Origin of the sequence: Streptomyces sp. NPDC088915, from assembly GCF_044749825.1 — a bacterium.
Lineage (GTDB): Bacteria > Actinomycetota > Actinomycetes > Streptomycetales > Streptomycetaceae > Streptomyces.
Genome location: NZ_JBIVIR010000003.1, coordinates 124,693 through 146,016, shown reverse-complemented (window position 1 = coordinate 146,016; position 21,324 = coordinate 124,693). Strand labels below are relative to the sequence as shown.

Genomic DNA, 21,324 nt, shown 5'->3' with positions numbered 1-21,324 from the left:
AAGCCCTGTGACGGGCCGGGCGGGAGCAACGTCCTGATGCCACAGGGGCGGTGACGGCTTCGTGTCCGACTTCAGTCCTGGCCCGATTTGCTACGACCGGGTAGTTAACAAAGCGCCGGATTGCCCGAGGGTGCACCATGGGAAGGCTCCTCCGGTAACGCCCGGCACGCGCCCCTTCCTGACCCCCTTTCACCCCCGTTGATCGACCATCCGGGTGAACGCGGACGGGAGAGGGCACGCCCCCGACCCGCCGGCCGTCGGCGGAGCTAGAAAGAGCGCACCACCACCCGCACCCCCGTAACCCGTCAGGTGATGCTGTGAATCCGCTCATGGGACGCATTCCCGTACTGGACGTCCGCCCACTGGTCGACTGCGGCCGGCGCCCCGCGAAGGCGGTGGCCGGAGAGACCTTCGAGGTGACGGCGACCGTCTTCCGCGAGGGACACGACGCGGTCGCCGCCAATGTCGTGCTGCGCGGCCCGTCGGGCCGTCCCGGCCCCTGGATCCCGATGCGCGAACTGGCTCCGGGCACCGACCGGTGGGGGGCCGAGGTCACCCCGGACGCCGAGGGCTCCTGGACGTACGCCGTGGAGGCCTGGAGCGACCCGATCGCCACCTGGCGGCACGCGGCGAGGATCAAGATCCCGGCCGGGATCGACTCCGAACTGGTCCTCGCCGAGGGGGCCGAGCTGCACGAGCGGGCGGCGAAGGGCGTCCCGAAGAAGGGCGGCGGCCGGGAGGCCGTGCTCGCGGTGGCGGACACGCTGCGCGACCCGTCCCGCCCCGCCGCCGTGCGGCTCGCGGCGGCCCTGGCCCCCCGGGTGGTGGAGGTCCTGGACCGCCACCCGCTGCGCGAACTGCTCACCTCCTCGCCGAAGTTCCCCCTCCAGGTGGAGCGGGAGCGGGCCCTGTACGGCTCGTGGTACGAGTTCTTCCCGCGCTCCGAGGGGGCGCGGACGGTCGACGGGCGCACGGTCCCGGGGAACTTCCGCACGGCCGCCGAGCGGCTGCCGGCGGTGGCGGCGATGGGCTTCGACGTGGTGTACCTGCCGCCGGTGCACCCGATCGGCGAGACCCACCGCAAGGGTCCCAACAACTCCCTGTCGGCGTCGCCGAGCGACGTGGGGGTGCCGTGGGCGATCGGTTCGCCGGAGGGCGGGCACGACGCGCTCCACCCCGACCTGGGCACCTTCGAGGACTTCGACGCCTTCGTGGCGCGGGCCCGGGAGCTGCGCCTGGAGATCGCGCTCGACTTCGCGCTCCAGTGCTCGCCGGACCACCCGTGGGTGGAGAAGCACCCGGAGTGGTTCCACCACCGGCCGGACGGCTCGATCGCGTACGCGGAGAACCCGCCGAAGAAGTACCAGGACATCTATCCCATCGCGTTCGACCGGGACATGGACGGGATCGTCGCGGAGACCGTGCGGGTGCTGCGGCACTGGATGGACCACGGGATCCGGATCTTCCGCGTCGACAACCCGCACACCAAGCCGGTGGTGTTCTGGGAGCGGGCGATCGGGGAGATCAACAAGGACGACCCGGACGTGATCTTCCTGGCGGAGGCGTTCACCCGGCCCGCGATGATGCGGACCCTGGGCGCGATCGGCTTCCAGCAGTCGTACACGTACTTCACCTGGCGCAACACCAAGGAGGAGCTGACGGAGTACCTGACGGAGCTGTCCCGGGAGACGGCCGCGCAGATGCGGCCGAACTTCTGGGTGAACACCCCGGACATCCTGCCCGGCCTCCTCCAGAAGGGCGGCCGGCCCGCGTTCGAGGCGCGGGCGGTGCTCGCGGCGACGCTCTCGCCGTCCTGGGGCATGTACGCCGGGTACGAGCTGTGCGAGAACGCCCCGCTGCGGGAGGGCGGCGAGGAGTACCTGGACTCGGAGAAGTACGAACTGCGGCCCCGTGACTGGGAGTCGGCGGAGCGCGCGGGGCGGACGATCACCCCGCTGATCACGAACCTGAACCGGATCAGGCGCCGCCATCCGGCCCTGCGCCGGCTGCGGAACCTGACCTTCCACGAGGCGGACAACCCGCAGGTGATCGCGTACAGCAAGCGCTCCGGTTCGAACACCGTTCTGGTGGTCGTCAACCTCGACCCGCACCACACCCAGGAGGCGACGGTCTCGTTGAACATGCCGGAACTCGGCCTCGACTGGCACGAGACCGCGCCGGTGCGCGACGAGCTCACCGGCGAGACCTATCACTGGGGCAGGTCCAACTACGTACGTCTGGAGCCGGGCGTCACGCCCGCGCACGTGCTGGCCCTGCGACCGTCCCCGCAGACCGGAGGGTCACCCACCTCATGACTGTCAACGAGCCCGTCCCCGACAAGTTCGAGGACACCCCCGCCAAGGACCGCGATCCCGAGTGGTTCAAGCGGGCCGTCTTCTACGAGGTCCTGGTCCGTTCCTTCCAGGACAGCAACGGCGACGGCGTCGGCGACCTGAAGGGCATCACGTCCAAGCTGGACTACCTCCAGTGGCTGGGCGTGGACTGCCTCTGGCTGCCGCCGTTCTTCAAGTCCCCGCTGCGCGACGGAGGTTACGACGTCGCCGACTACACCTCGGTGCTCCCGGAGTTCGGCGACCTGGCCGACTTCGTGGAGTTCGTGGACGCGGCCCACCAGCGCGGCATGCGCGTGGTCATCGACTTCGTCATGAACCACACCAGCGACCAGCACATGTGGTTCCAGGAGTCGCGGCGCGATCCGGACGGGCCGTACGGCGACTACTACGTCTGGGCCGACGACGACAAGCAGTACCCGGACGCCCGGATCATCTTCGTCGACACGGAGACCTCCAACTGGACCTTCGACCCGGTGCGCAAGCAGTACTACTGGCACCGGTTCTTCTCGCACCAGCCGGACCTCAACTACGAGAACCCGGCGGTGCAGAAGGAGATCCTGTCCGCGCTGAAGTTCTGGCTGGACCTGGGGATCGACGGCTTCCGGCTCGACGCGGTGCCGTACCTGTACCAGGAGGAGGGGACCAACTGCGAGAACCTCCCGGCCACCCATGCCTTCCTGAAGCGGGTCCGCAAGGAGATCGACGAGCACTACCCGGACACGGTGCTGCTCGCCGAGGCCAACCAGTGGCCGGAGGACGTCGTCGACTACTTCGGCGACTTCCGGTCGGGCGGCGACGAGTGCCACATGGCCTTCCACTTCCCGGTCATGCCGCGGATCTTCATGGCCGTGCGGCGCGAGTCCCGCTACCCGGTCTCCGAGATCCTGGCGAAGACCCCGGCGATCCCGTCCGGCTGCCAGTGGGGCATCTTCCTGCGCAACCACGACGAGCTGACGCTCGAAATGGTCACGGACGAAGAGCGCGACTACATGTACGCCGAGTACGCCAAGGACCCGCGGATGCGGGCCAACATCGGCATCCGGCGTCGGCTCGCCCCGCTCCTGGACAACGACCGCAACCAGATGGAGCTGTTCACCGCGCTGCTCTTCTCGCTGCCGGGCTCACCGGTGCTGTACTACGGCGACGAGATCGGCATGGGCGACAACATCTGGCTGGGCGACCGGGACGGGGTGCGGACCCCGATGCAGTGGACGCCCGACCGGAACGCCGGCTTCTCCTCCTGCGACCCGGGCAGGCTCTACCTTCCGGCCATCATGGACCCGGTCCACGGCTACCAGGTGACCAACGTCGAGGCGGGCATGGCCTCGCCCTCGTCACTGCTGCACTGGACGAAGCGGATGATCGAGATCCGGAAGCAGAACCGGGCCTTCGGCACGGGGACGTACACGGAACTCCCGGCGTCCAATCCGGCGGTGCTCGCGTTCCTGCGCGAGGACGGCGATGACCTGGTGCTGTGCGTGAACAACTTCTCGCGGTTCGCGCAGCCGACCGAGCTGGACCTGCGGCGCTTCGCGGGTCTGCACCCCATGGAGCTGATCGGTGGCGTGAAGTTCCCTGCCATCGGTCAACTCCCGTACCTCCTGACCCTCGCGGGACACGGGTTCTACTGGTTCCGCCTCAAGAAGGGCTGAGACCGCGACGGTTCGGCCACGTCCGCGGCGGGGCGGTTTCGCCCGTCCCGCCGGGGGCACTGTGAACGACAGCACGATTCAGGTCCATACGGGCCTTCTTCCCGGGCCCATACGGATCTTCCCTTTCCGACACGTCCCGCACTTCCGGACAGTCCAAGACTCCATCCGGGACACTCTGCGCATTTGAACGTATACGAAAGCCAACTGCGCGCCCCGGGGAAAGGACGCGATGCCATGCCGGAGACCGCATCCGACACCCGGGCCCCGGACGCCCTCCTTCCGTCCCTCGCCCCCCTGCTCCACGAATGGCTGCCACGGCAGCGCTGGTTCGCGGGCAAGGGCCGCCGGGTCACCGGATTCACACTGGACGCGGCCACCGAGCTGCTGCCGCTGGACGGCCCGGGGCCCGGCCTCCTCCATCTGCTCGTACGGGTCGAACAGCCGGGCCGCCCGGCCGGTTCGCCCTCCGACTGCTACCAACTGCTCCTGGGCGTAAGGACCCAGCTCCCGCCCCGCCTCGCCCCCGCCCTGATCGGGCGGATCCGGCAGGGGCCGCTCGCCGGGCGGGCCGTCTACGAAGGGCTGCGCGACCCGCGGCTCGCCGGGCTCCTCTACGAGCGGCTGCGCACCCCGGGCCGGACCGGTCCGCTGCGCTTCCACGCCACCGCCGCCCTGCCGGCCGCGCTCGCGCCCCGCGTGCTCGACGCCGAGCAGTCCAACTCCTCGCTCGTCTACGGCGACGCGTACATCCTGAAGATCTTCCGGCGGGTCAGCCCCGGCGCCAACCCCGACCTGGAACTGCCGCTGGCACTCAGCCGGGCCGGCTGCGCCCGGGTGCCCGCGCCGGTCGCCTGGTTCGAGTCGGGGGCCGCGACCCTCGGCGTCCTCCAGCCGTATCTGCGGGACTCCCGGGACGGCTGGCGGCTCGCGCTCGACGCGCTGGCCGACGGCCGGGAGTTCACCGGCGAGGCGCGGGCCCTCGGCCGCGCCACGGCCGAGGTGCACCTGGCGCTCGCCGGGACGCTGCCGACGCGGCGGCTCGGGAAGGCCGAGGCCGAGCTGCTCGCCGACGCGATGGACCGGCGGCTGCACGCGGCGGCGCAGGCCGTGCCCGCGCTGCTGCCGCACGTGCCGGGGCTGCGGGCCGTCTTCGCGGCGGCGAGCGGCGCCGCCGGGGCGGGCGCGCTCCAGCGCATCCACGGCGACCTGCACCTCGGGCAGACCCTGCGGGGCTCCGACGGGGCCTGGGCGGTGATCGACTTCGAGGGCGAGCCCGCGAAGCCGCTGGACGAGCGGCGCAGCCCCCAGCCCACGGTCCGGGACGTCGCCGGGATGCTGCGCTCCTTCGACTACGCGGCCCGCACCCACCGCCCGTGGAACGCCGACTGGGCGGCCCGCTGCCGCGACGCCTTCTGCACCGGCTACGCGGAGGCGGCGGGCGCCGACCCGCGCTCGGACCCGGCGCTCCTGCGCGCCTACGAGACCGACAAGGCGGTGTACGAGGTCGTCTACGAGGCCCGGCACCGGCCGGACTGGCTGCCGGTGCCGATGGCGGCGATCGAACGGCTGGCGGCGATCCCGTGAGTACCCCGTTCGGAGCAGCGGGCCCGTCCCGCGGGCCCCGTCCCACCCGCGAGAACCCCCACCGGCCCCGTTCGGCCGAGTGTCCCGGGGTCCCCGCGGCCCGTTCCACAAGCGTGTTCCCCACGAATCCCCCCTTCCCCTCTCCCGTCCTCCAGGAGGCATCCCCGTGACCGCCCGATCCGCAGGAAAGACGTCCACAGCCAAGAAGGCGCCCGCGTCGGCCACTGCCAAGAAGGCGTCCGCGGCGGACCTGCTCGCCGTGCGGAAGGAGCCGGCGCCGGAGCGGCCCGCCGTACGGAAGGCGCCACCGCTCGACCCGGGCGACCGGGCCCGGCTGCTCGCCGGGGAGCACCACGACCCGCACGGGGTGCTCGGCGCGCACCCGGTGCGCGGCGGAGTGGTGGTGCGGGTGCTGCGCCCGTTCGCCCGGGAGGTCGCCGTCCTCGTCAAGGGCCGCCGGATCGTGCTCCACGACGACGGGGACGGGCTCTTCTCCGGGCTGCTGCCGCTGCTGCGGAAGGTGCCGGCGTACGAGCTGCGGGTGCGGTACGACGAAGGCGCCGAAGGTACGGAGCTGGAGGTGCAGGACCCGTACCGCTTCCTGCCCTCGCTCGGTGACCTCGACCTGCACCTGATCGGCGAGGGCCGGCACGAGGAGCTGTGGAAGGCGCTCGGCTCCCGGATCATGACGCACGAGGGCGTGACCGGCACCCGGTTCGCGGTCTGGGCGCCGAACGCGCGCGGGGTGCGGCTCACCGGCGCGTTCACGTACTGGGGCACGGGCCTGCCGATGCGCTCGCTCGGCTCGACGGGCGTGTGGGAGCTGTTCGTGCCCGGCCTCGGCGAGGGCACGGTCTACAAGTACGACATCGCCCGGCCCGACGGCTCGCACACGCTGCGGGCGGACCCGATGGCCCGGCGGACCGAGTGCCCGCCGAACACCGCGTCGATCGTCACCGAGTCGCACCACGCGTGGAGCGACGGCGAGTGGATGGAGCGGCGGGGCGCCCGCCCGGCGCACGAGGCCCCGCTGTCGGTGTACGAGGTGCACCTGGCGTCCTGGCGTCCTGGGCTCACCTACCGCGAGCTGGCCGAGCAGCTGCCCGCGTACGTGCGCGACCTCGGGTTCACGCACGTGGAGTTCATGCCGGTCGCCGAGCACCCCTTCGGCGGCTCGTGGGGCTACCAGGTGACGGGCTTCTACGCGCCGACGGCCCGCCTGGGCACCCCGGACGACTTCAAGTACCTGGTGGACGCGCTGCACCGGGCGGGGATCGGGGTCCTGATGGACTGGGTCCCGGCGCACTTCCCGAAGGACGACTGGGCGCTCGCGGAGTTCGACGGACGGCCGCTGTACGAGCACGAGGACCCGCGCCGGTCGCACCACCCGGACTGGGGGACCCTGGAGTTCGACTACGGCCGCAAGGAGGTGCGGAACTTCCTGGTCGCCAACGCCGTGTACTGGTGCCAGGAGTTCCACATCGACGGCCTGCGGGTGGACGCGGTCGCCTCGATGCTCTACCTGGACTACTCGCGCGAGCACGGCGAGTGGGTGCCGAACGAGTTCGGGGGCAGGGAGAACCCGGACGCGGTGGCGTTCCTCCAGGAGATGAACGCGACCGTGTACCGGCGCTGCCCGGGGATCGTGACCTTCGCGGAGGAGTCGACGGCCTGGGACGGGGTGACGCGGCCGACGGACCAGGTGGGTCCGGGCGGCTTCGGCGGCCTCGGCTTCGGCATGAAGTGGAACATGGGCTGGATGCACGACTCCCTGGAGTACGTGCAGAAGGAGCCGGTGCACCGCAAGTACCACCACAACGAGATGACGTTCTCGATGGTGTACGCGTACAGCGAGAACTACATCCTGCCGATCTCGCACGACGAGGTGGTGCACGGCAAGCGGTCGCTGGTGTCGAAGATGCCGGGCGACTGGTGGCAGCAGCGGGCCAACCACCGCGCCTACCTGGGCTACATGTGGGCCCACCCCGGCAAGCAACTCCTCTACATGGGCCAGGAGTTCGCGCAGGGCGGGGAGTGGTCGGCGGACCAGGGGCCGGACTGGTGGCTGCTCGACCCGGCGTACGGGGCGGCGGCCGACCACCGGGGCGTGCGGGACCTGGTCCGCGACCTGAACACGGTGTACACGGCGTCGCCGTCGCTGTGGGAGCGGGACACCTCGCCCGAGGGGTTCGAGTGGGTGGTCGGGGACGCGGCCGACGACAACGTCTTCGCGTTCCTGCGCTTCGACGGGCTCGGCTCGCCGCTGCTCGCCGTGTCGAACTTCTCGCCGGTGGTGCGGCACGACTACCGGCTCGGGGTGCCGGACACCTTCGCGGCCTGGACGGAGGTGCTGAACACGGACGCGGCCCGGTACGGGGGCTCGGACGTGGTCGGCACCGACCCGGTGAAGACCGAGTCGGTGCCGTGGCACGGGCGGTCGTCCAGCGTGCGGATGACGCTGCCGCCGCTGGCGACGGTGTGGCTCAGGCCGGCTTGAAGGTCACGACGCCGCTGAGGACCCGGCCGGCCTGATCACGCCCAGGCGCTGGGTGGCCCGGGTCAGCGCCACGTACAGGTCGTTCACGCCGTGCGGGGCGCCGGCCCGGATGCCGTCCGGGTCGACGACGAGGACCGTGTCGAACTCCAGGCCCTTGGCCTGCCGGGGGTCGAGCAGGACCACCGGCCGGGTGAGGTCGGGGGCCGGGCCGCGGTCGGCGTCCGGGAGGGCGCCGGCCAGGGCGGGGTGCAGCTCCGGCGGGGCGATCACGGCGAGCCGTCCGTCGGGGCGCCGCTCGGCGGCCACCGCGTCGGCGGCCTCCTTGACCGGGTCCTCGACCGTGCGGTCCCAGGGCTCGACGCCGGTGGAGCGGACCGAGCCGGGCGGCTCGAAGCCGGGGTCGTCCGCGCGCCGCACCTCGGCGGCGACGGCCATGATCTCGGCGGGGGTGCGGTAGTTGACGCCGAGCCGGACCAGGTCCCAGCGGTCCTCCACGTACGGGTCGAGGATGTCCTGCCAGGCGCCGACGCCGGCCGGGTCGCCGGTCTGGGCGGGGTCGCCGACCAGGGTCATGGAGCGGCTGGGGCTGCGGCGCATGAGGAGCCGCCAGGCCATCGCGGAGAGCTCCTGGGCCTCGTCGACGATGATGTGCCCGAAGGCCCAGGTGCGGTCGGCGGCGGCCCGCTCGGCGGCGGTGCGGTGGTCGGCCTCCTCGTGCCGCTCGGCGAACCGCTCGGCGTCGATGATGTCGTGGGCGGAGAGGACCTCGGAGGCGTCCTTGTCCTGCTCCTCCTTGTCCTCGAACTCGTAGGTGCGGGAGGCGTAGGAGACGTCGAGGACCCCCTGCGCGTACTGGATCTGCTTCTGCCGCTCGGCCTCCTGGGCGGCCCGGGCCGCCGAGTCGTCCTCGCCGAGCAGCTCGGCGGCCTCGTCGAGCAGGGGCACGTCGCCGGGGGTCCACGCGCCGCCCTCGCGCCGGATGGCGGCGGCGTCGGCGTCGGGCAGGTGGGTGGGGTCGGCGAGGTAGTCGGCGAGGAACTCCTGCGGGGTGAGGGCGGGCCAGAGGGTGTCGAGGGCGGCGTACACCTCGGCGTTGGCGGCGATGCCCTTGGCGAGCAGGGCGATGTCGTCGGGGCCGAGGAAGTTGGGGCCGCCGTAGGGGTCGGCGCCGATGCGGTCGGCGAGCTGCTCGGCGAGGGCGTCGAGGATCCGGAAGACGAAGTAGGGGCGGGCGAGGTTGTGCGGGAGGGCGGTCTCGCGGGCCTTGTGGCGGGCCTCCAGGGCCATGTCCCAGTCGACGACCAGGTCGCCGTCCTCGTGGGGGACGACCAGCGGCTCGCCGCGCTCGGGGACCCGCTGGCGGTCCCGTACGGCGGCGGCGAGGGCGTCGGCCATGGCGGCGGAGCCCTTGACGGCGGCGGCGCGCGGGGTGTCGGTGCCGGTGGCGCGGACGCCGGGGAAGAGCTCGGCGGGGGTGGCGAGGAGGACGCCGGTCTCGCCGAGGGAGGGCAGGACGTTGCCGATGTAGCCGAGGAAGGCGGGGTTGGGGCCGACGATGAGGACGGCCCGGCGGGCGAGCTGCTCGCGGTGGGCGTAGAGGAGGTACGCGGCGCGGTGCAGGGCGACGGCGGTCTTGCCGGTGCCGGGGCCGCCCTCGACGACGAGGACGCCGCGGTGCGGGGAGCGGATGATGGCGTCCTGCTCGGCCTGGATGGTCTGCACGATGTCGTGCATGCGGCCGGTGCGGGCGGCGTCGAGCGAGGCGAGCAGCACCTCGTCGGCGTCCCGGCTCTCGTGGCCGGTGCGGGTGGCGTCGGCGAGGTCGAGGACCTCGTCGTGGAGGGCGGTGACCGTGCGGCCTGTGGTGCTGATGTGGCGGCGGCGGGAGAGGCCCATCGGCTCGTACCCGGTGGCGAGGTAGAAGGGGCGGGCGACCTCGGCGCGCCAGTCGACGACGAGGGGGGTGCGGTTCGGGTCGTCCTCGCGGATGCCGAGCCGTCCGATGTGGTGGTCGCGGCCGTCGCGGAAGACGAGCCGCCCGAAGCAGAGGCCGCTCTCCCCCGCGTTGAGCGCGGCGAGCAGCCCGGACTGCTCGGCGACCATCACGTCCCGTTCGAGCCGGCCCTGGTTGCTGCCGGTGCCGGGGGTGCGCAGGGCGCGGTCGACGGCGGCCTCGGCCTGGTCCCTCAGGTCGTCGAGTCGGGTGTAGAGATCGGTGATGAATCGCTGTTCATTCCGAAATTCCTCGGTTGACAATTCGACTCCCGGCGCGATACAGTGCGTTTAGTGAACTTCTCCGTGCCTTTGCTTCACATAGACACGGAATCCACGAATATACGTGATGCGATACCCCGACTGTCAATTCTAGTCGGGGTATTTCTGTATGCACCGCGGAAAACCGGTCCCGGCCCTGACCGGCGGGACGCTCCTCAGGCCAGCACGTCCTCCAGCTCTTCCAGGAGGCGGCGCTTCGGACGGGCGCCGACCAGGGACTTCACGGGCTCGCCGTCCCGGAAGACCATGAGGGTCGGGGTGGCGAGGACCCCGTACCTCACCGTGGTCCCCGGGTTGCGGTCCACGTCGATCTCGACGATCCGGAGGCGCCCGGCCTCCTCCTCGGCGAGCGCGCCGAGCACCGGCTTCAGCTGCCGGCACGGCCCGCACCACTCGGCGGTGAACTTCACCAGGACCGGCAGCCCGGAGCCCAGCACCTCCGTGCCGAAGTCCGCGTCCGTCACCTCGGTCACGCCCGTCGTGTGCGTCGTCATGTCCGTCACTCCTCTTCCTGCGTGGCTTCTTCCACGGCTTTCTCCGTGGCCAGTTCGCACCGGGGTTCCGGGCCGTGCGGCAGTTCCGCCTCGGCCCGCAGGAGCTGGGCGCCCACCTGGGCGCGTACCGCCCGGAGCTGTTCGATCAGGCCGTCCAGCTCGGCGACCTTGCGCCGGTAGACGGCGATCGACGCGGGGCACGCGTCCCCCGCCGGGTGCCCCGCGCGCAGGCAGTCGACGAACGGCCGCGTCTCCTCCAGCTCGAACCCGAAGTCCTGAAGGGTCCTGATCTGCTGGAGGAGCCGCAGGTCGTCCTCGTCGTACGTCCGGTGCCCCAGGTCCGTGCGCCGGGCGGTCAGGAGACCGCGCGACTCGTAGTACCGCAGGGTCCGCGTGGTGGTCCCGGCCCGCTCGGCCAGCTCTCCGATGCGCATGTCCCCGACGGTAGGCCTTGACGTCGGGGTCAAGGCAAGGGGCGGTGCTCCGGGCCGGCCGGCCTCAACAGACGTCAGGGGTGTTTCCGGTCCGGCGGCAGCAGTGGTTTCCCCTCCACCGGGGAGGAGAGCACGATCGAGGTCGTGGTGCGGCCGAGGGCCGAGGTCTGCTCCAGGACGTCTTCGAGGTGGACGGTGTCGGTGACGGCGACCTTGAGGATCCAGCAGTCCTCGCCCACCACGTGGTGGACCTCCAGGACCTCGGGACGGGCGAGCAGTTCGAGGGTGCGGGGGTGCTTGAGGGTGTAGCCGCCGTGCGGGTTCACGCGGATGAAGGCCTGGATGCCGTAGCCGAGGCGGGCCGGGGAGACCCTGGCGCCGTAGCCGGTGACCGCGCCGCTCTCCTCCAGGCGGCGGACCCGTTCGGTGACGGCCGCCGGGCTGAGCCGGACGCGGCGGCCGAGCTCGCTGAGCCTGATCCGGCCGTCGGTCTGGAGGAGGTCCAGGATCTGCCGGTCGACGGGGTCGAAAGCCGCACGAGGGGCCGCCGAGGTTTCGTCGGCGGCGAACCGGAAACGCCGTGGTTCTTTCGGCGTGGTGGCCGAGACGCCCATGTTTCCCCCTTCAGGCGGCGAACGCTCAACGTAACACTTGTCCACAGAGGCAAGGGAGTGGGAGTTCATGGACGTTCTGGTCATCGGCGGAAGCCGTTATTTCGGCAAGCGGGTCATCGCGCTCCTGCGGGAATCCGGGCATCGCGTCACGGTGCTCAACCGGGGTTCCTCCGGGGCGCCTTCGCAGGGGGCCGAGCACCTCGTGGCCGACCGCGACGACGAGGCCGCGCTCGCGTCCGTGCTCGCGGGCCGCTCCTTCGACGTCGTCCTCGACCAGGTCTGCTACACCCCGCGCCAGGCGGAGGTCGCCCTGCGGGTCTTCGCGGGGCGCGTCCGGCGCTACGTGATGACGTCGACGGTGGAGGTGTACGGGGACGAGGACTCGCCCGTACCGCTCCCGGAGGCCGCCCTCGACCTGGCGTCGGTCGTCGTCGACACGGGCGCGCCCTGGGACGACCCGGAGTTCCGCGACGCCCATTACGGCGAGGGCAAGCGGCAGGCCGAGGCGGTGTTCGCGGCCGGGGCGCCGTTCGCGTGGGCCTCGGTGCGGGTGGCGCACGTCCTCGGCGGGGACGACGACTTCACCGGCCGGCTCGACCACTACGTGCGGCGCGTCCGGGACGGCGAGCCGATCGCGGTGCCGGCGGTCAACCGCCCGGCGACCTACGTGCACGTGGAGGAGATCGCCGCGTTCCTCGCCTGGGCGGTGGAGGGGGACTTCACCGGGCCGGTGAACGCGCACTCCCACGGCCCGCTCCACACCGCCGACCTCTGCGCGGAGATCGAGCGGCAGGTGGGCGGCCGGACGGTGTTCCGGGAGGTGGAGGTCGGGAAGGGCGGGGTCGGGGAGGCGGAGGCCGGGGAGGCAGACGACGGGTGCTTCTCGCCGTTCTCCTTCGGCCGCTCCTACGGGATGGACAACTCCCGGGCCAGAGAGCTCGGTTACTCCTTCACGCACTCCTCGGAGTGGCTCGCGCGGGCCGTCTCCGAGGCGGTCCGGGCGGTCGGGATCGCCGGGGCGGTGCGGTGACGTCGTTCCGGACGCTGGGGGACGTACGGGTCGGGGCGGTCGGGCTCGGCACGATGCCGCTCTCCATCGAGGGGCGGCCCGACCCGGCGCGGGCCGTCGCCACGGTGCACGCGGCCCTGGACGCGGGCGTGACCCTGCTCGACACCGCCGACTCGTACCACCCGCCGGGCGGCGGGCCCGGTGAGGGCGAACTCCTCGTGGCCCGGGCCCTGGCCTCGTACGGAGGTCGTACGGACGGGGTGCTGGTGGCGACGAAGGGCGGGCGGGGGCGGACGGCCGACGGCGGCTGGACCGTGGACGGCCGGCCCGCGCACCTGCGGCGGGCGGCGGAGGCCTCGGCCCGGCGGCTCGGCGGCGACGCGATCGGCCTGTACCAGCTCCACAAGCCGGACCCGGCCGTCCCGTACGCCGAATCGCTCGGCGCGGTGCGGGAGTTGCTGGACGCGGGCACGGTCCGGCTCGCCGGGGTCTCGAACGTGGACGCCGGGCAGATCCTGCTGGCCCGGGAGGTCCTGGGCGACCGGCTCGTCTCCGTGCAGAACCGGTACTCCCCCGCCGTCCGGGACGGCGGGGCGGAGCTGCGGCTCTGCGCGGAGCTCGGCCTCGCCTTCCTCCCGTGGAGCCCGCTGGGCGGGATCTCGCGCAGTTCCCTGGACGGGGCGTCCGCGCTGGAGGAGGACCCGGAGTTCGGGGCGTTCCACCGGGTGGCCCGGGCGCGCGGGACCAGCCCGCAGCGGGTGGCGCTCGCCTGGCTGCTCTCGCTCTCGGAGACCGTGCTCCCGATCCCGGGGGCGAGCCGCCCGGAGACGGCCCGGGACTCGGCGGCCGCGGCCGGACTCGTCCTGGCCGAGGAGGACTTGGCGGAGCTGGCGGTACGGGGGTGAACGGGAGTAAACGGGGGGACCGGGAGTGCCCCGGCCGCTCGTGGCGACCGGGGCACTCCCGTTCCCGGGGCCCGGATCCGGCTCAAGGCCCGGGACTCGGGGGGCTCTTCGCGGGGTCGGGGGCCGCTCAGACGGCCGCCGGGGCCTTCTCGCCCTCCCCGTCCGCCCGCTGGTCCGGGACCGGGGTCGGGGCGTGGTCGTCGACGAGGGTCTTCTCGTCGAAGGGGATCCGGCCGGCGAGCACCTCGGTCACCCGCGCCTTGTCGATCTCCTTCGTCCACGTGCCGACGAGGACGGTGGCGACGGCGTTGCCGGCGAAGTTGGTGAGGGCGCGCGCCTCGCTCATGAAGCGGTCGATGCCGACGATCAGGCCCACTCCGTCGACCAGTTCGGGCCGGTGGGACTGGAGGCCGCCCGCGAGGGTGGCGAGGCCCGCGCCGGTGACGCCCGCCGCGCCCTTCGATGCGATGATCATGAAGACGAGGAGGGAGACCTGCTCGCCGATCGACAGCGGGTCGCCCATCGCCTCGGCGACGAAGAGCGAGGCCATCGTGAGGTAGATGGCGGTGCCGTCGAGGTTGAAGGAGTAGCCGGTCGGCACGGTGACGCCGACGACCGGCTTGGAGACGCCCAGGTGCTCCATCTTCGCGATGAGGCGCGGCAGCGCCGACTCGGAGGAGGAGGTGGAGAGGATCAGCAGGAACTCGCGGCCCAGGTACTTCAGGAGGGCCCAGATGCTGATCCCGGCGACCAGGCGCAGGATCGCGCCGAGCACGACGAAGACGAAGATTCCGCAGGTCAGGTAGAAGCCGACCATGATGACGGCGAGGGACTTCAGGGCGTCCACGCCGGTCGCGCCGACGACGGCCGCGATGGCGCCGAACGCGCCGACCGGGGCGGCCCACATGATCATGGCGAGGACGCGGAAGACCAGCCGCTGGATGTGCCCGATCCCCCGGAGCACCGGCTCCCCGGCCGCGCCCATCGCCTGGAGCGCGAAGCCCGCGAGGAGGGCGACCAGGAGGGTCTGGAGGACCTCGCCCCCGGTGAAGGCGGAGACGAGGGTGGTGGGGATGATCCCGAGGAGGAAGTCGGCCGTGGACTCGCTCGCGCCCTCCGCCTGCTTGGCGCCGGCCTCGGCCAGCTCCTCGGTGAGGTGGAGGCCGGAGCCGGGCTCCAGGAGGTTGCCGACGAGCAGGCCGATCGCGAGCGCCACCGTCGACATGAGCAGGAAGTAGCCGAGGGCGAGGCCGCCGACGGCGCCGACCTTCGCGGCCTTCCGGACCGAGCCGACGCCGAGCACGATCGTGCAGAAGATGATCGGGGAGATCATCATCTTGATCAGGTTGACGAAGCCGGTGCCGAGCGGCTTGAGCTCGACGGCGACGCCCGGCGCCAGGAGACCGACCGCGATGCCGAGCAGTACGGCGCCGATGACGGCCAGATACAGATAGTGGGTGCGGTCCCGGCGTGCGGCCACGGGGGTCCTCCTCGTGCTGGGTGGGTGTCCCCCCGGGCGTCCGCGTCCCGGTGGACCTCCGCGACTATCCACCAGCCTGTGACCCGGGTCACGGTTGCGTACGTTTCGTTCATGGCCGAAACGACGGGGGTGGGGGACGGGGCGGGGCCGCGACGCCGCCGCGGGCGTCCGGACGTGCACACTTACCCGCATGCGTGTGCCCCTCCCCCGGCTCTCCCTCCTCTCCCGGCTTCCCCGCCCGCGCAGCCTGGCCGGCCAGCTCTTCGCGATGCAGGTCGTGCTCGTGGCCGTCGTCGTGGCGGGGTGCGCGGTCTTCGCGTACCTCACGGACCGGGCGCAGGCCGAGGAGACGGCGCGGCGCCAGGCCACGGCCACCGCCGCGGCCGTGGCCGACTCGCCGTCGGTGGCCGCCGCCGCGCGCTCGGCCGACCCGTCGGCGGCGCTCCAGCCGTACGCCGAGGCGCTGCGCCGCCACGCGGACGTCGCCTTCGTGGTGGTCATGGCCCCGGACGGCACCCGCTGGACGCATCCGGAACCGGACCAGATCGGGCGCACGTACCTCGGCCACATCGAGCAGGCGCGGCGGGGGAAGGTCTACTCCGAGACCCACCTGGGGGTCCTCGGCCCCTCCGTGCGGACGGTGGCGCCCGTCTTCGACGCCGACGGGCGGGTCGTCGCCCTGGTCAGCGCGGGCATCACGATCGCGCGGATCAGCGCGCAGGTGCGGGAGCAGGTGACCGCCCTGCTCGGCATGGCGGGCGCGGCGCTCGCGCTCGGCGGGGCGGGGACGTACGTCGTGAACGCGCGCCTGCGCCGGCACACCCACGGCATGAACGCGACCGAGCTGAGCCGGATGCACGACTACCACGAGGCGGCGCTGCACGCCGTGCGGGAGGGGCTCGTGATGCTCGACGGGCGGCGGCGGATCGCCCTGATCAACGACGGGGCGCGGGAGTTGCTCGGGCTCGACGAGGGGGTCGTGGGCCGTCCGGCGGCGGAGCTCGGCCTGCCCGCGCCGTTGACGGGGGCGCTGCTCTCCTCCGAGCCGCGCGTGGACGAGACGCACCTGACGGACGACCGGGTCCTCGTCGTCAACACCCGCCCGGTGGTGGGCGGGGAGCGGCGCGGCACCGTGGTCACGCTGCGGGACCGCACGGAGCTCCAGGCCCTGTCGGGCGAGCTGGACTCCGAGCGGGGCTTCACGGAGGCGCTGCGCTCGCAGGCGCACGAGGCGGCGAACCGGCTGCACACGGTCGTCTCGCTGATCGAGCTGGGCCGGGTGGCGGAGGCGGTGGAGTTCGCGACGGCGGAACTGGAGCTGGCGCAGGCGCTCACCGACCGGGTCGTGGACGCGGTCGGCGAGCCCGTCCTCGCCGCGCTGCTGCTCGGCAAGGCGGCGCAGGCCAACGAGCGGGGCGTGGAGCTGGTCCTCACCGAGGACAGCCGCATCGACGACGGCCGGGTGCCGGAGGCCCTGCCGGCCCGGGACCTGGTGACGATCCTCGGCAACCTGATCGACAACGCGGTGGAGGCGGCGGGCGGGACCCCGCACGCGCGCGTGACGGTGACGGTCGCGGCCCGCGCGGGGGACGGCGAGCTGTTGCTCCGGGTCTCGGACAGCGGCCCCGGCGTCCGCCCGGCCGACCGGGACGCGGTCCTCGGCCGCGGCTGGTCCACCCGCGGCCCGGGCCGCGGCCTCGGCCTGGCCCTGGTCCGCCAGGCGGTCTCCCGCGCCTCGGGCACGCTGGTCCTCACCGACGGGGAGGGGGGCGGGGCGGAGTTCACGGTACGGCTGCCGTTGCGGGGGGCGGGACCTGCGGGGGCAGGACCTGCGGAGGCCGGTGCGGGGGCGGGACCTGCGGAGGCCGGTGCGGGGGCGGGACCTGCGGAGGCCGGTGCGGGGGCGGATGTGGGGGCGGACGCGGTACGGGGGTCGGTGCCCGCGCCACGGGAGGGGGGCGGGTCCGGGGCGGGTGGCGCTCCGGGCGCGGGTGATGGCCTGGACTCGGGTGGCACCCCGGGCGTGAGCGGCGCCTCGGGCGTGAGTAGCGCCTCGGGTACGGGCAGGGCCCCGGGTACGGGCAGGGCCCCGGGTGCGGACGGCACCCCGGACCCGGGCGGGTCCCCCCGTACGAGCGGAGCCGCCCGCGCGAGTGGCGGCGACGGGTCCGGCGGGAACGAGGTGGTGTCGTGAGTGCCGTTCCCCTGCGGGTGCTGGTCGTCGAGGACGACCCCGTGGCCGCCGACGCGCACGCGCTCTACGCCGGGCGCGTCGAGGGCTTCACCGTCGTCGGGGTCGCGCACTCGCGGGCCGCCGCCGTGCGGGTCCTCGACCGGACGCCGGTCGACCTGATCCTGCTCGACCTGTACCTGCCCGACGGCCACGGCCTCCAGCTCCTGCGGGCGCTGCGCGCCGCCGGGCACGCCGCCGACGTCATCGCGGTGACCTCCGCACGGGACCTGGCGGTCGTACGGGAGGGCGTCTCCCTGGGGGTCGTCCAGTACGTGCTCAAGCCCTTCGCCTTCGCGACCCTCAGGGACCGCCTCGTGCGGTACGCCGAGTTCCGGGCGGCCGCCGGGGAGGCCTCCGGGCAGGACGAGGTGGACCGGGCGCTCTCCGCGCTGCGGGCCCCGCACCCCGCCGCGCTCCCCAAGGGCCTGAGCGCCCCCACCCTGGAGGCGGTCACCCGCACCCTCCGGGCCGCCCCGGGCGGGCTGACCGCCGCCGAGTCGGGGGCGGCCCTCGGGATCTCCCGGATCACCGCGCGCCGCTACCTGGAGCACCTCGTCACCGAGGGCCGGGCCGTGCGGGCGCCGCAGTACGGGCAGATCGGACGGCCCGAACTCCAGTACCGCTGGCTGGAGGGACCCGCACGAGGGCACTGAACAGGGAAAACGGTGTTACCGGGCGGTTCCCACGTTCCTACGAACCTCTGGCCTTGGGGGAACGCACCGTATCCACCCGTCACCCTCCGCACCTACGGTGGCCGCGTGCACAGACCCACCCCACCCTTCGACGCCCAGGCCGCGCGCCGCCTGCGCGAGGGCCTCGGCATGGCCCACGGCCACGTCGCGTACGGCCTGCGGGCGCAGTACGGCGTCTTCGCCACCCCCGAGACCGTCCTCGCCTGGGAACGGGGCCGGGCGGTCCCCACCGAGCAGGAGCTCACCGCCCTCGCGGGCGTCCTGTGGTGCTCCCCCGCCGAGCTGATCGCCGCCGCCTCCACCCTGCGCGAGCACCGGGTGGCGCGCGGGCTCGCCCCTGAGGAGCTGGCGCGGCGGGTGGGGCTCGCGGCCCCCGCGTACCAGCGGATGGAGGACGAGGGGCGCTGGCGCGGCACCGAACGCCAGACGGCCGCCCTCGCCGAGGTCCTCGGCCTCGGCCCGCGCGCCCTGATCACCGCGACCGGCGGCGACGAGCGCCTCGCCGAGCTGTTGCGCGACGCGGTCACCACCCGCTGGCAGGCGTACGTGAAACCGGTGGCGCGGGCGGTGCCGCTGCCCAGGCGGACCGTGGAGTCGGCGCTCCAGCGGCTGCACACGGAGTACAACGCCCGGATGGCGGCGGTCAGCAGCTGGGGCGCCCCGGGGACCACGGGCGACGAGGGGCGCGCGTACCTGGACGAGGTCGTCGACCACTTCTGGGCGGCCGTCGGAACGTGACCGGGGACGCGGGCCGAAGTCGCGTACCGGCGCCGCACGTCGGCGCCGTACATTGGCGCCGTGAGACGACACGTACCCTTCGAACGACTCCACAACTTCCGTGACCTGGGCGGCTATCGGACCGCCGACGGCGGAACCGTGCGGTGGGAGACCCTCTACCGCTCCGACTCCCTCGGCAAGCTCGCGGACGCCGCCCCCGCGGACCTGGAACGCTTCCGGGCGCTGCGCGTGGCCACGGTGATCGACCTGCGCTACCCGTGGGAGATCGCGGCCAAGGGGCGCCTGCCGGAGACCGAGGGCGTCTCCTGGCACAACCTCTCCATCGAGCACCGCCCGTACGACCAGGCGGAGATCGACCCCGCCCTCGACCCGTGGCGGTACCTCGCCGACCGGTTCGCCGAGGTCGCCGAGGACGGGGCCGCGGAGCTCCGTACGGCCCTGGAGGTCGTCGCCGCCGCCGACGGACCGCTCGTCTTCCACTGCGCCTCGGGGAAGGACCGTACGGGACTGCTCGCGGCGGTCGTCCTCGGGCTCCTGGAGGTCCCCGACGAGGAGGTCCTCGCGGACTTCGCCCTCACCGAGCTGGCCACGGACCGCCTGGTGGCCGACTGGCGCGCGGCCCACCCCGGCCGCGAACTCCGCTGGCCGGGCTACGGCCGCGCCCCCGCCGAGATCATCCGCCTCTTCCTCGCGGACCTGCGGGCGCGGTACGGATCGGTGTACGGGTACGCCACCGGTCACGTCGGCCTGGACCCGGCGGTGGTCGGGGAGCTGAGGGGCCGTCTGGTGGAGCCGGCCGCGGTCTAGGGGGTGTCTTGTCGATCGGGCCGGATCGGGGAGCGGCGTCCGGTGCCGTGCGTCGCAAGGCGGAGGAGGGAGTCGACGCGGTGGGGGTACCTCCCGTGCCCGAAGGGCTACGGGGGAGCCGTGCCGGGCGCCGCGAGCCCGGCATGATCGACGAGGCACCCCCTAGGGCCGGCGGTCGAAGTCGAAGAGCTGGCCGGTGGCGTCCGGTGCGCAGGGGGCCTGGGCGAGGCGGGACCAGGGGGCCGCGCGGTCGCCGACGACGGTGACGCAGGCGCCGGGGGTCGCGGAGCCGGCCGGGACGATCCGGTAGCCCCGGACCGGGGTGCCGTACGGCTCCAGGGAGAACTCCTCGATCCGGGTGGGGTCGCCGCACTCGGAGTCCTCGTACGGCGCGTCGGGCACGCGCCCGCCGGAGGGCAGCCCGGAGCAGCCGGCGCCGTGGTCGGGGTGGCCGGAGGCGATCCGCCACCGGCCGTCGCCCCTCTCCACGAGCGCGTACAGCGGGACGTCCGCGGCGGCGCACGGCATCTGGTGGATCCGGCCGGTTCGGGTGCCGCGCCGCTCGCCGAGGCAGAAGTCGGTGCCGACGACCCGGATGAGCACGTCCCCGGCGGCGGGGACGGTGGGGGTACGGGGCGGGTGCCCGGTGTGGCCGTCCCGCAGGAAGGCGACGACGCTGACGCCGGCGAACACGAGGGCGGCGACCGCGACCAGCGGGACGAGGAGGCCGTGTATGCCGTGTATGCCGCGTATTCGGCACCGTTTCCCGGGGCCGGGGCCCGGGGGCTCGTCGGCGGGGGCGCCGGGCCAGACGGGCGGGGAGTCGGGGGTGTTCTCAGGGGTGTCCCCGGGGGTGTCCTCGGGGGCGGGTGGCTCCTCGTGCGCCGGGCCGGTTTCCTCCAGGGCCGTTCTCTCGGGGTGCCTTTCGGCCGGGGCCGAGGTTTCCGGAGCCGTTTTCTCAGGGTTCTTTTCGACCGGATTCGGAGTTTCCGGGGCCGTTTTCTCGGGGTCCCCTTCGGCCGAGCCCGGAGTTTCCAGCGCCCGCCCCTCCGGGTCCGGATCCGGCCCCTCCACGTCCCCCCGCCGCCCCGCCAGTTCCCTCCGTACCGTCCGCCACCGCTCCAGCGCGGCCGGGCCGGTCCCGCACGCGCGGACGAAGGCGGTCAGGAGTTCCTCGCGGGGCAGGGTCGTGCGGGACAGCATGTTCGCCACCGTCGAGCGGGGCAGGACGTCCCCCCGCGCCTCCGCCCGCGCCGAGAGCTCGCGGTACGTCAGACCCGACCAGTCCTTGAGCGCCTGGAGGCGCGCGAGGAACTCGGCGGGGCTCCGTGCGCCCCTCGGGTCCGGGACGTGCTCCCCCGGCGTCATCCGCGCCTCCCCCTTCCCCCGGACGGGCGGACAGCGTCGGGACATGTCCGGGACAGGCCCCCAGCCTTGTTGATCTCGCGCTCCGGCTCAAGAGTGGAATCCGGCATTTACGGGGGCGGTGCCGCACGGGAACGGCCCCGACCGTCCACGGGGGGACGGTCGGGGCCGCTTCCGGCCCACGGGCCCTAG

At 73.4% G+C, this 21,324-nt stretch carries 15 protein-coding genes and 1 pseudogene; 10 read left to right on the top strand and 6 right to left on the bottom strand.

Going from position 1 to position 21,324, the window contains the following annotated elements; translation table 11 throughout:
- Positions 1-329: 329 nt before the first annotated feature.
- From ACIP5O_RS07295 to glgB, 4 genes are all read left to right on the top strand, one after another.
- The gene (locus ACIP5O_RS07295) at positions 330-2,315 is read left to right on the top strand and encodes an alpha-1,4-glucan--maltose-1-phosphate maltosyltransferase (RefSeq protein WP_401289630.1); all 1,986 of its coding nucleotides are present in this window, start codon (positions 330-332) and stop codon (positions 2,313-2,315) included.
- Positions 2,312-4,006: a maltose alpha-D-glucosyltransferase gene (treS, locus tag ACIP5O_RS07290; protein ID WP_401289628.1), complete on the top strand. Its 1,695-nt coding sequence runs from the start codon at positions 2,312-2,314 to the stop codon at positions 4,004-4,006. The genes ACIP5O_RS07295 and treS overlap by 4 nt, the downstream gene beginning before the upstream one ends.
- A gap of 234 nt (positions 4,007-4,240) precedes the next feature.
- Positions 4,241-5,590 carry a maltokinase gene (locus ACIP5O_RS07285; protein WP_401289625.1) on the top strand — a complete coding sequence of 450 codons (1,350 nt, stop codon included), beginning with the start codon at positions 4,241-4,243 and terminating at the stop codon, positions 5,588-5,590.
- A gap of 166 nt (positions 5,591-5,756) precedes the next feature.
- Entirely contained in the window at positions 5,757-8,087 is a 2,331-nt protein-coding gene (glgB, locus tag ACIP5O_RS07280; RefSeq protein ID WP_401289623.1) for a 1,4-alpha-glucan branching enzyme, read from the top strand.
- Between the two features lie 3 nt (positions 8,088-8,090).
- On the opposite strand, the gene ACIP5O_RS07275 is transcribed toward glgB, so the two are convergent.
- The 4 genes from ACIP5O_RS07275 to ACIP5O_RS07260 all read right to left on the bottom strand — a co-directional run bounded on the left by ACIP5O_RS07275 (position 8,091) and on the right by ACIP5O_RS07260 (position 11,903).
- Positions 8,091-10,343, bottom strand: coding sequence for a HelD family protein (locus ACIP5O_RS07275; protein WP_401289621.1), 2,253 nt, complete (start codon positions 10,341-10,343; stop codon positions 8,091-8,093).
- A 173-nt stretch (positions 10,344-10,516) separates the two neighbouring features.
- Entirely contained in the window at positions 10,517-10,855 is a 339-nt protein-coding gene (locus ACIP5O_RS07270; RefSeq protein WP_401289618.1) for a thioredoxin family protein, read from the bottom strand.
- A gap of 5 nt (positions 10,856-10,860) precedes the next feature.
- A complete protein-coding gene (locus ACIP5O_RS07265) occupies positions 10,861-11,289 on the bottom strand; it encodes a MerR family transcriptional regulator (RefSeq protein WP_401289616.1) in 429 nt (142 codons plus the stop codon).
- 74 nt (positions 11,290-11,363) lie between these two features.
- Entirely contained in the window at positions 11,364-11,903 is a 540-nt protein-coding gene (locus ACIP5O_RS07260) for an Lrp/AsnC family transcriptional regulator (protein ID WP_401289613.1), read from the bottom strand.
- 67 nt (positions 11,904-11,970) lie between these two features.
- On the opposite strand from ACIP5O_RS07260, the gene ACIP5O_RS07255 reads away from it, so the two are divergent.
- Together ACIP5O_RS07255 and ACIP5O_RS07250 are read left to right on the top strand one after the other, a co-directional pair.
- Positions 11,971-12,933 (top strand): NAD-dependent epimerase/dehydratase family protein, encoded by a 963-nt coding sequence (locus ACIP5O_RS07255; protein ID WP_401289610.1) that lies wholly within the window; start codon positions 11,971-11,973, stop codon positions 12,931-12,933.
- Positions 12,930-13,817, top strand: a complete 888-nt coding sequence (locus tag ACIP5O_RS07250; RefSeq protein ID WP_401289608.1) for an aldo/keto reductase — start codon at positions 12,930-12,932, stop codon at positions 13,815-13,817. Before ACIP5O_RS07255 ends, ACIP5O_RS07250 begins: the two co-directional genes overlap by 4 nt.
- 127 nt (positions 13,818-13,944) lie before the next feature.
- Here the strand turns inward: ACIP5O_RS07250 and ACIP5O_RS07245 are convergent, their stop codons facing one another.
- A complete protein-coding gene (locus ACIP5O_RS07245; RefSeq protein ID WP_401289606.1) occupies positions 13,945-15,297 on the bottom strand; it encodes a cation:dicarboxylate symporter family transporter in 1,353 nt (450 codons plus the stop codon).
- Between the two features lie 190 nt (positions 15,298-15,487).
- Here ACIP5O_RS07245 and ACIP5O_RS07240 point away from each other — a divergent pair.
- The 4 genes and pseudogenes from ACIP5O_RS07240 to ACIP5O_RS07225 form a co-directional block, all read left to right on the top strand.
- Positions 15,488-17,116, top strand: a pseudogene (locus ACIP5O_RS07240) (ATP-binding protein); the annotation flags it as partial.
- A 371-nt stretch (positions 17,117-17,487) separates the two neighbouring features.
- Positions 17,488-18,183 carry a response regulator gene (locus ACIP5O_RS07235; RefSeq protein ID WP_401289604.1) on the top strand — a complete coding sequence of 232 codons (696 nt, stop codon included), beginning with the start codon at positions 17,488-17,490 and terminating at the stop codon, positions 18,181-18,183.
- A 168-nt stretch (positions 18,184-18,351) separates the two neighbouring features.
- Complete coding sequence (locus ACIP5O_RS07230; RefSeq protein ID WP_401290171.1) at positions 18,352-18,960, top strand: helix-turn-helix domain-containing protein; 609 nt, start codon at positions 18,352-18,354, stop codon at positions 18,958-18,960.
- Positions 18,961-19,020: 60 nt separating this feature from the next.
- Positions 19,021-19,767 carry a tyrosine-protein phosphatase gene (locus ACIP5O_RS07225; RefSeq protein WP_401289602.1) on the top strand — a complete coding sequence of 249 codons (747 nt, stop codon included), beginning with the start codon at positions 19,021-19,023 and terminating at the stop codon, positions 19,765-19,767.
- Positions 19,768-19,929: 162 nt separating this feature from the next.
- Here the strand turns inward: ACIP5O_RS07225 and ACIP5O_RS07220 are convergent, their stop codons facing one another.
- The gene (locus ACIP5O_RS07220; protein WP_401289600.1) at positions 19,930-21,135 is read right to left on the bottom strand and encodes a helix-turn-helix domain-containing protein; all 1,206 of its coding nucleotides are present in this window, start codon (positions 21,133-21,135) and stop codon (positions 19,930-19,932) included.
- Positions 21,136-21,324 lie beyond the last annotated feature (189 nt).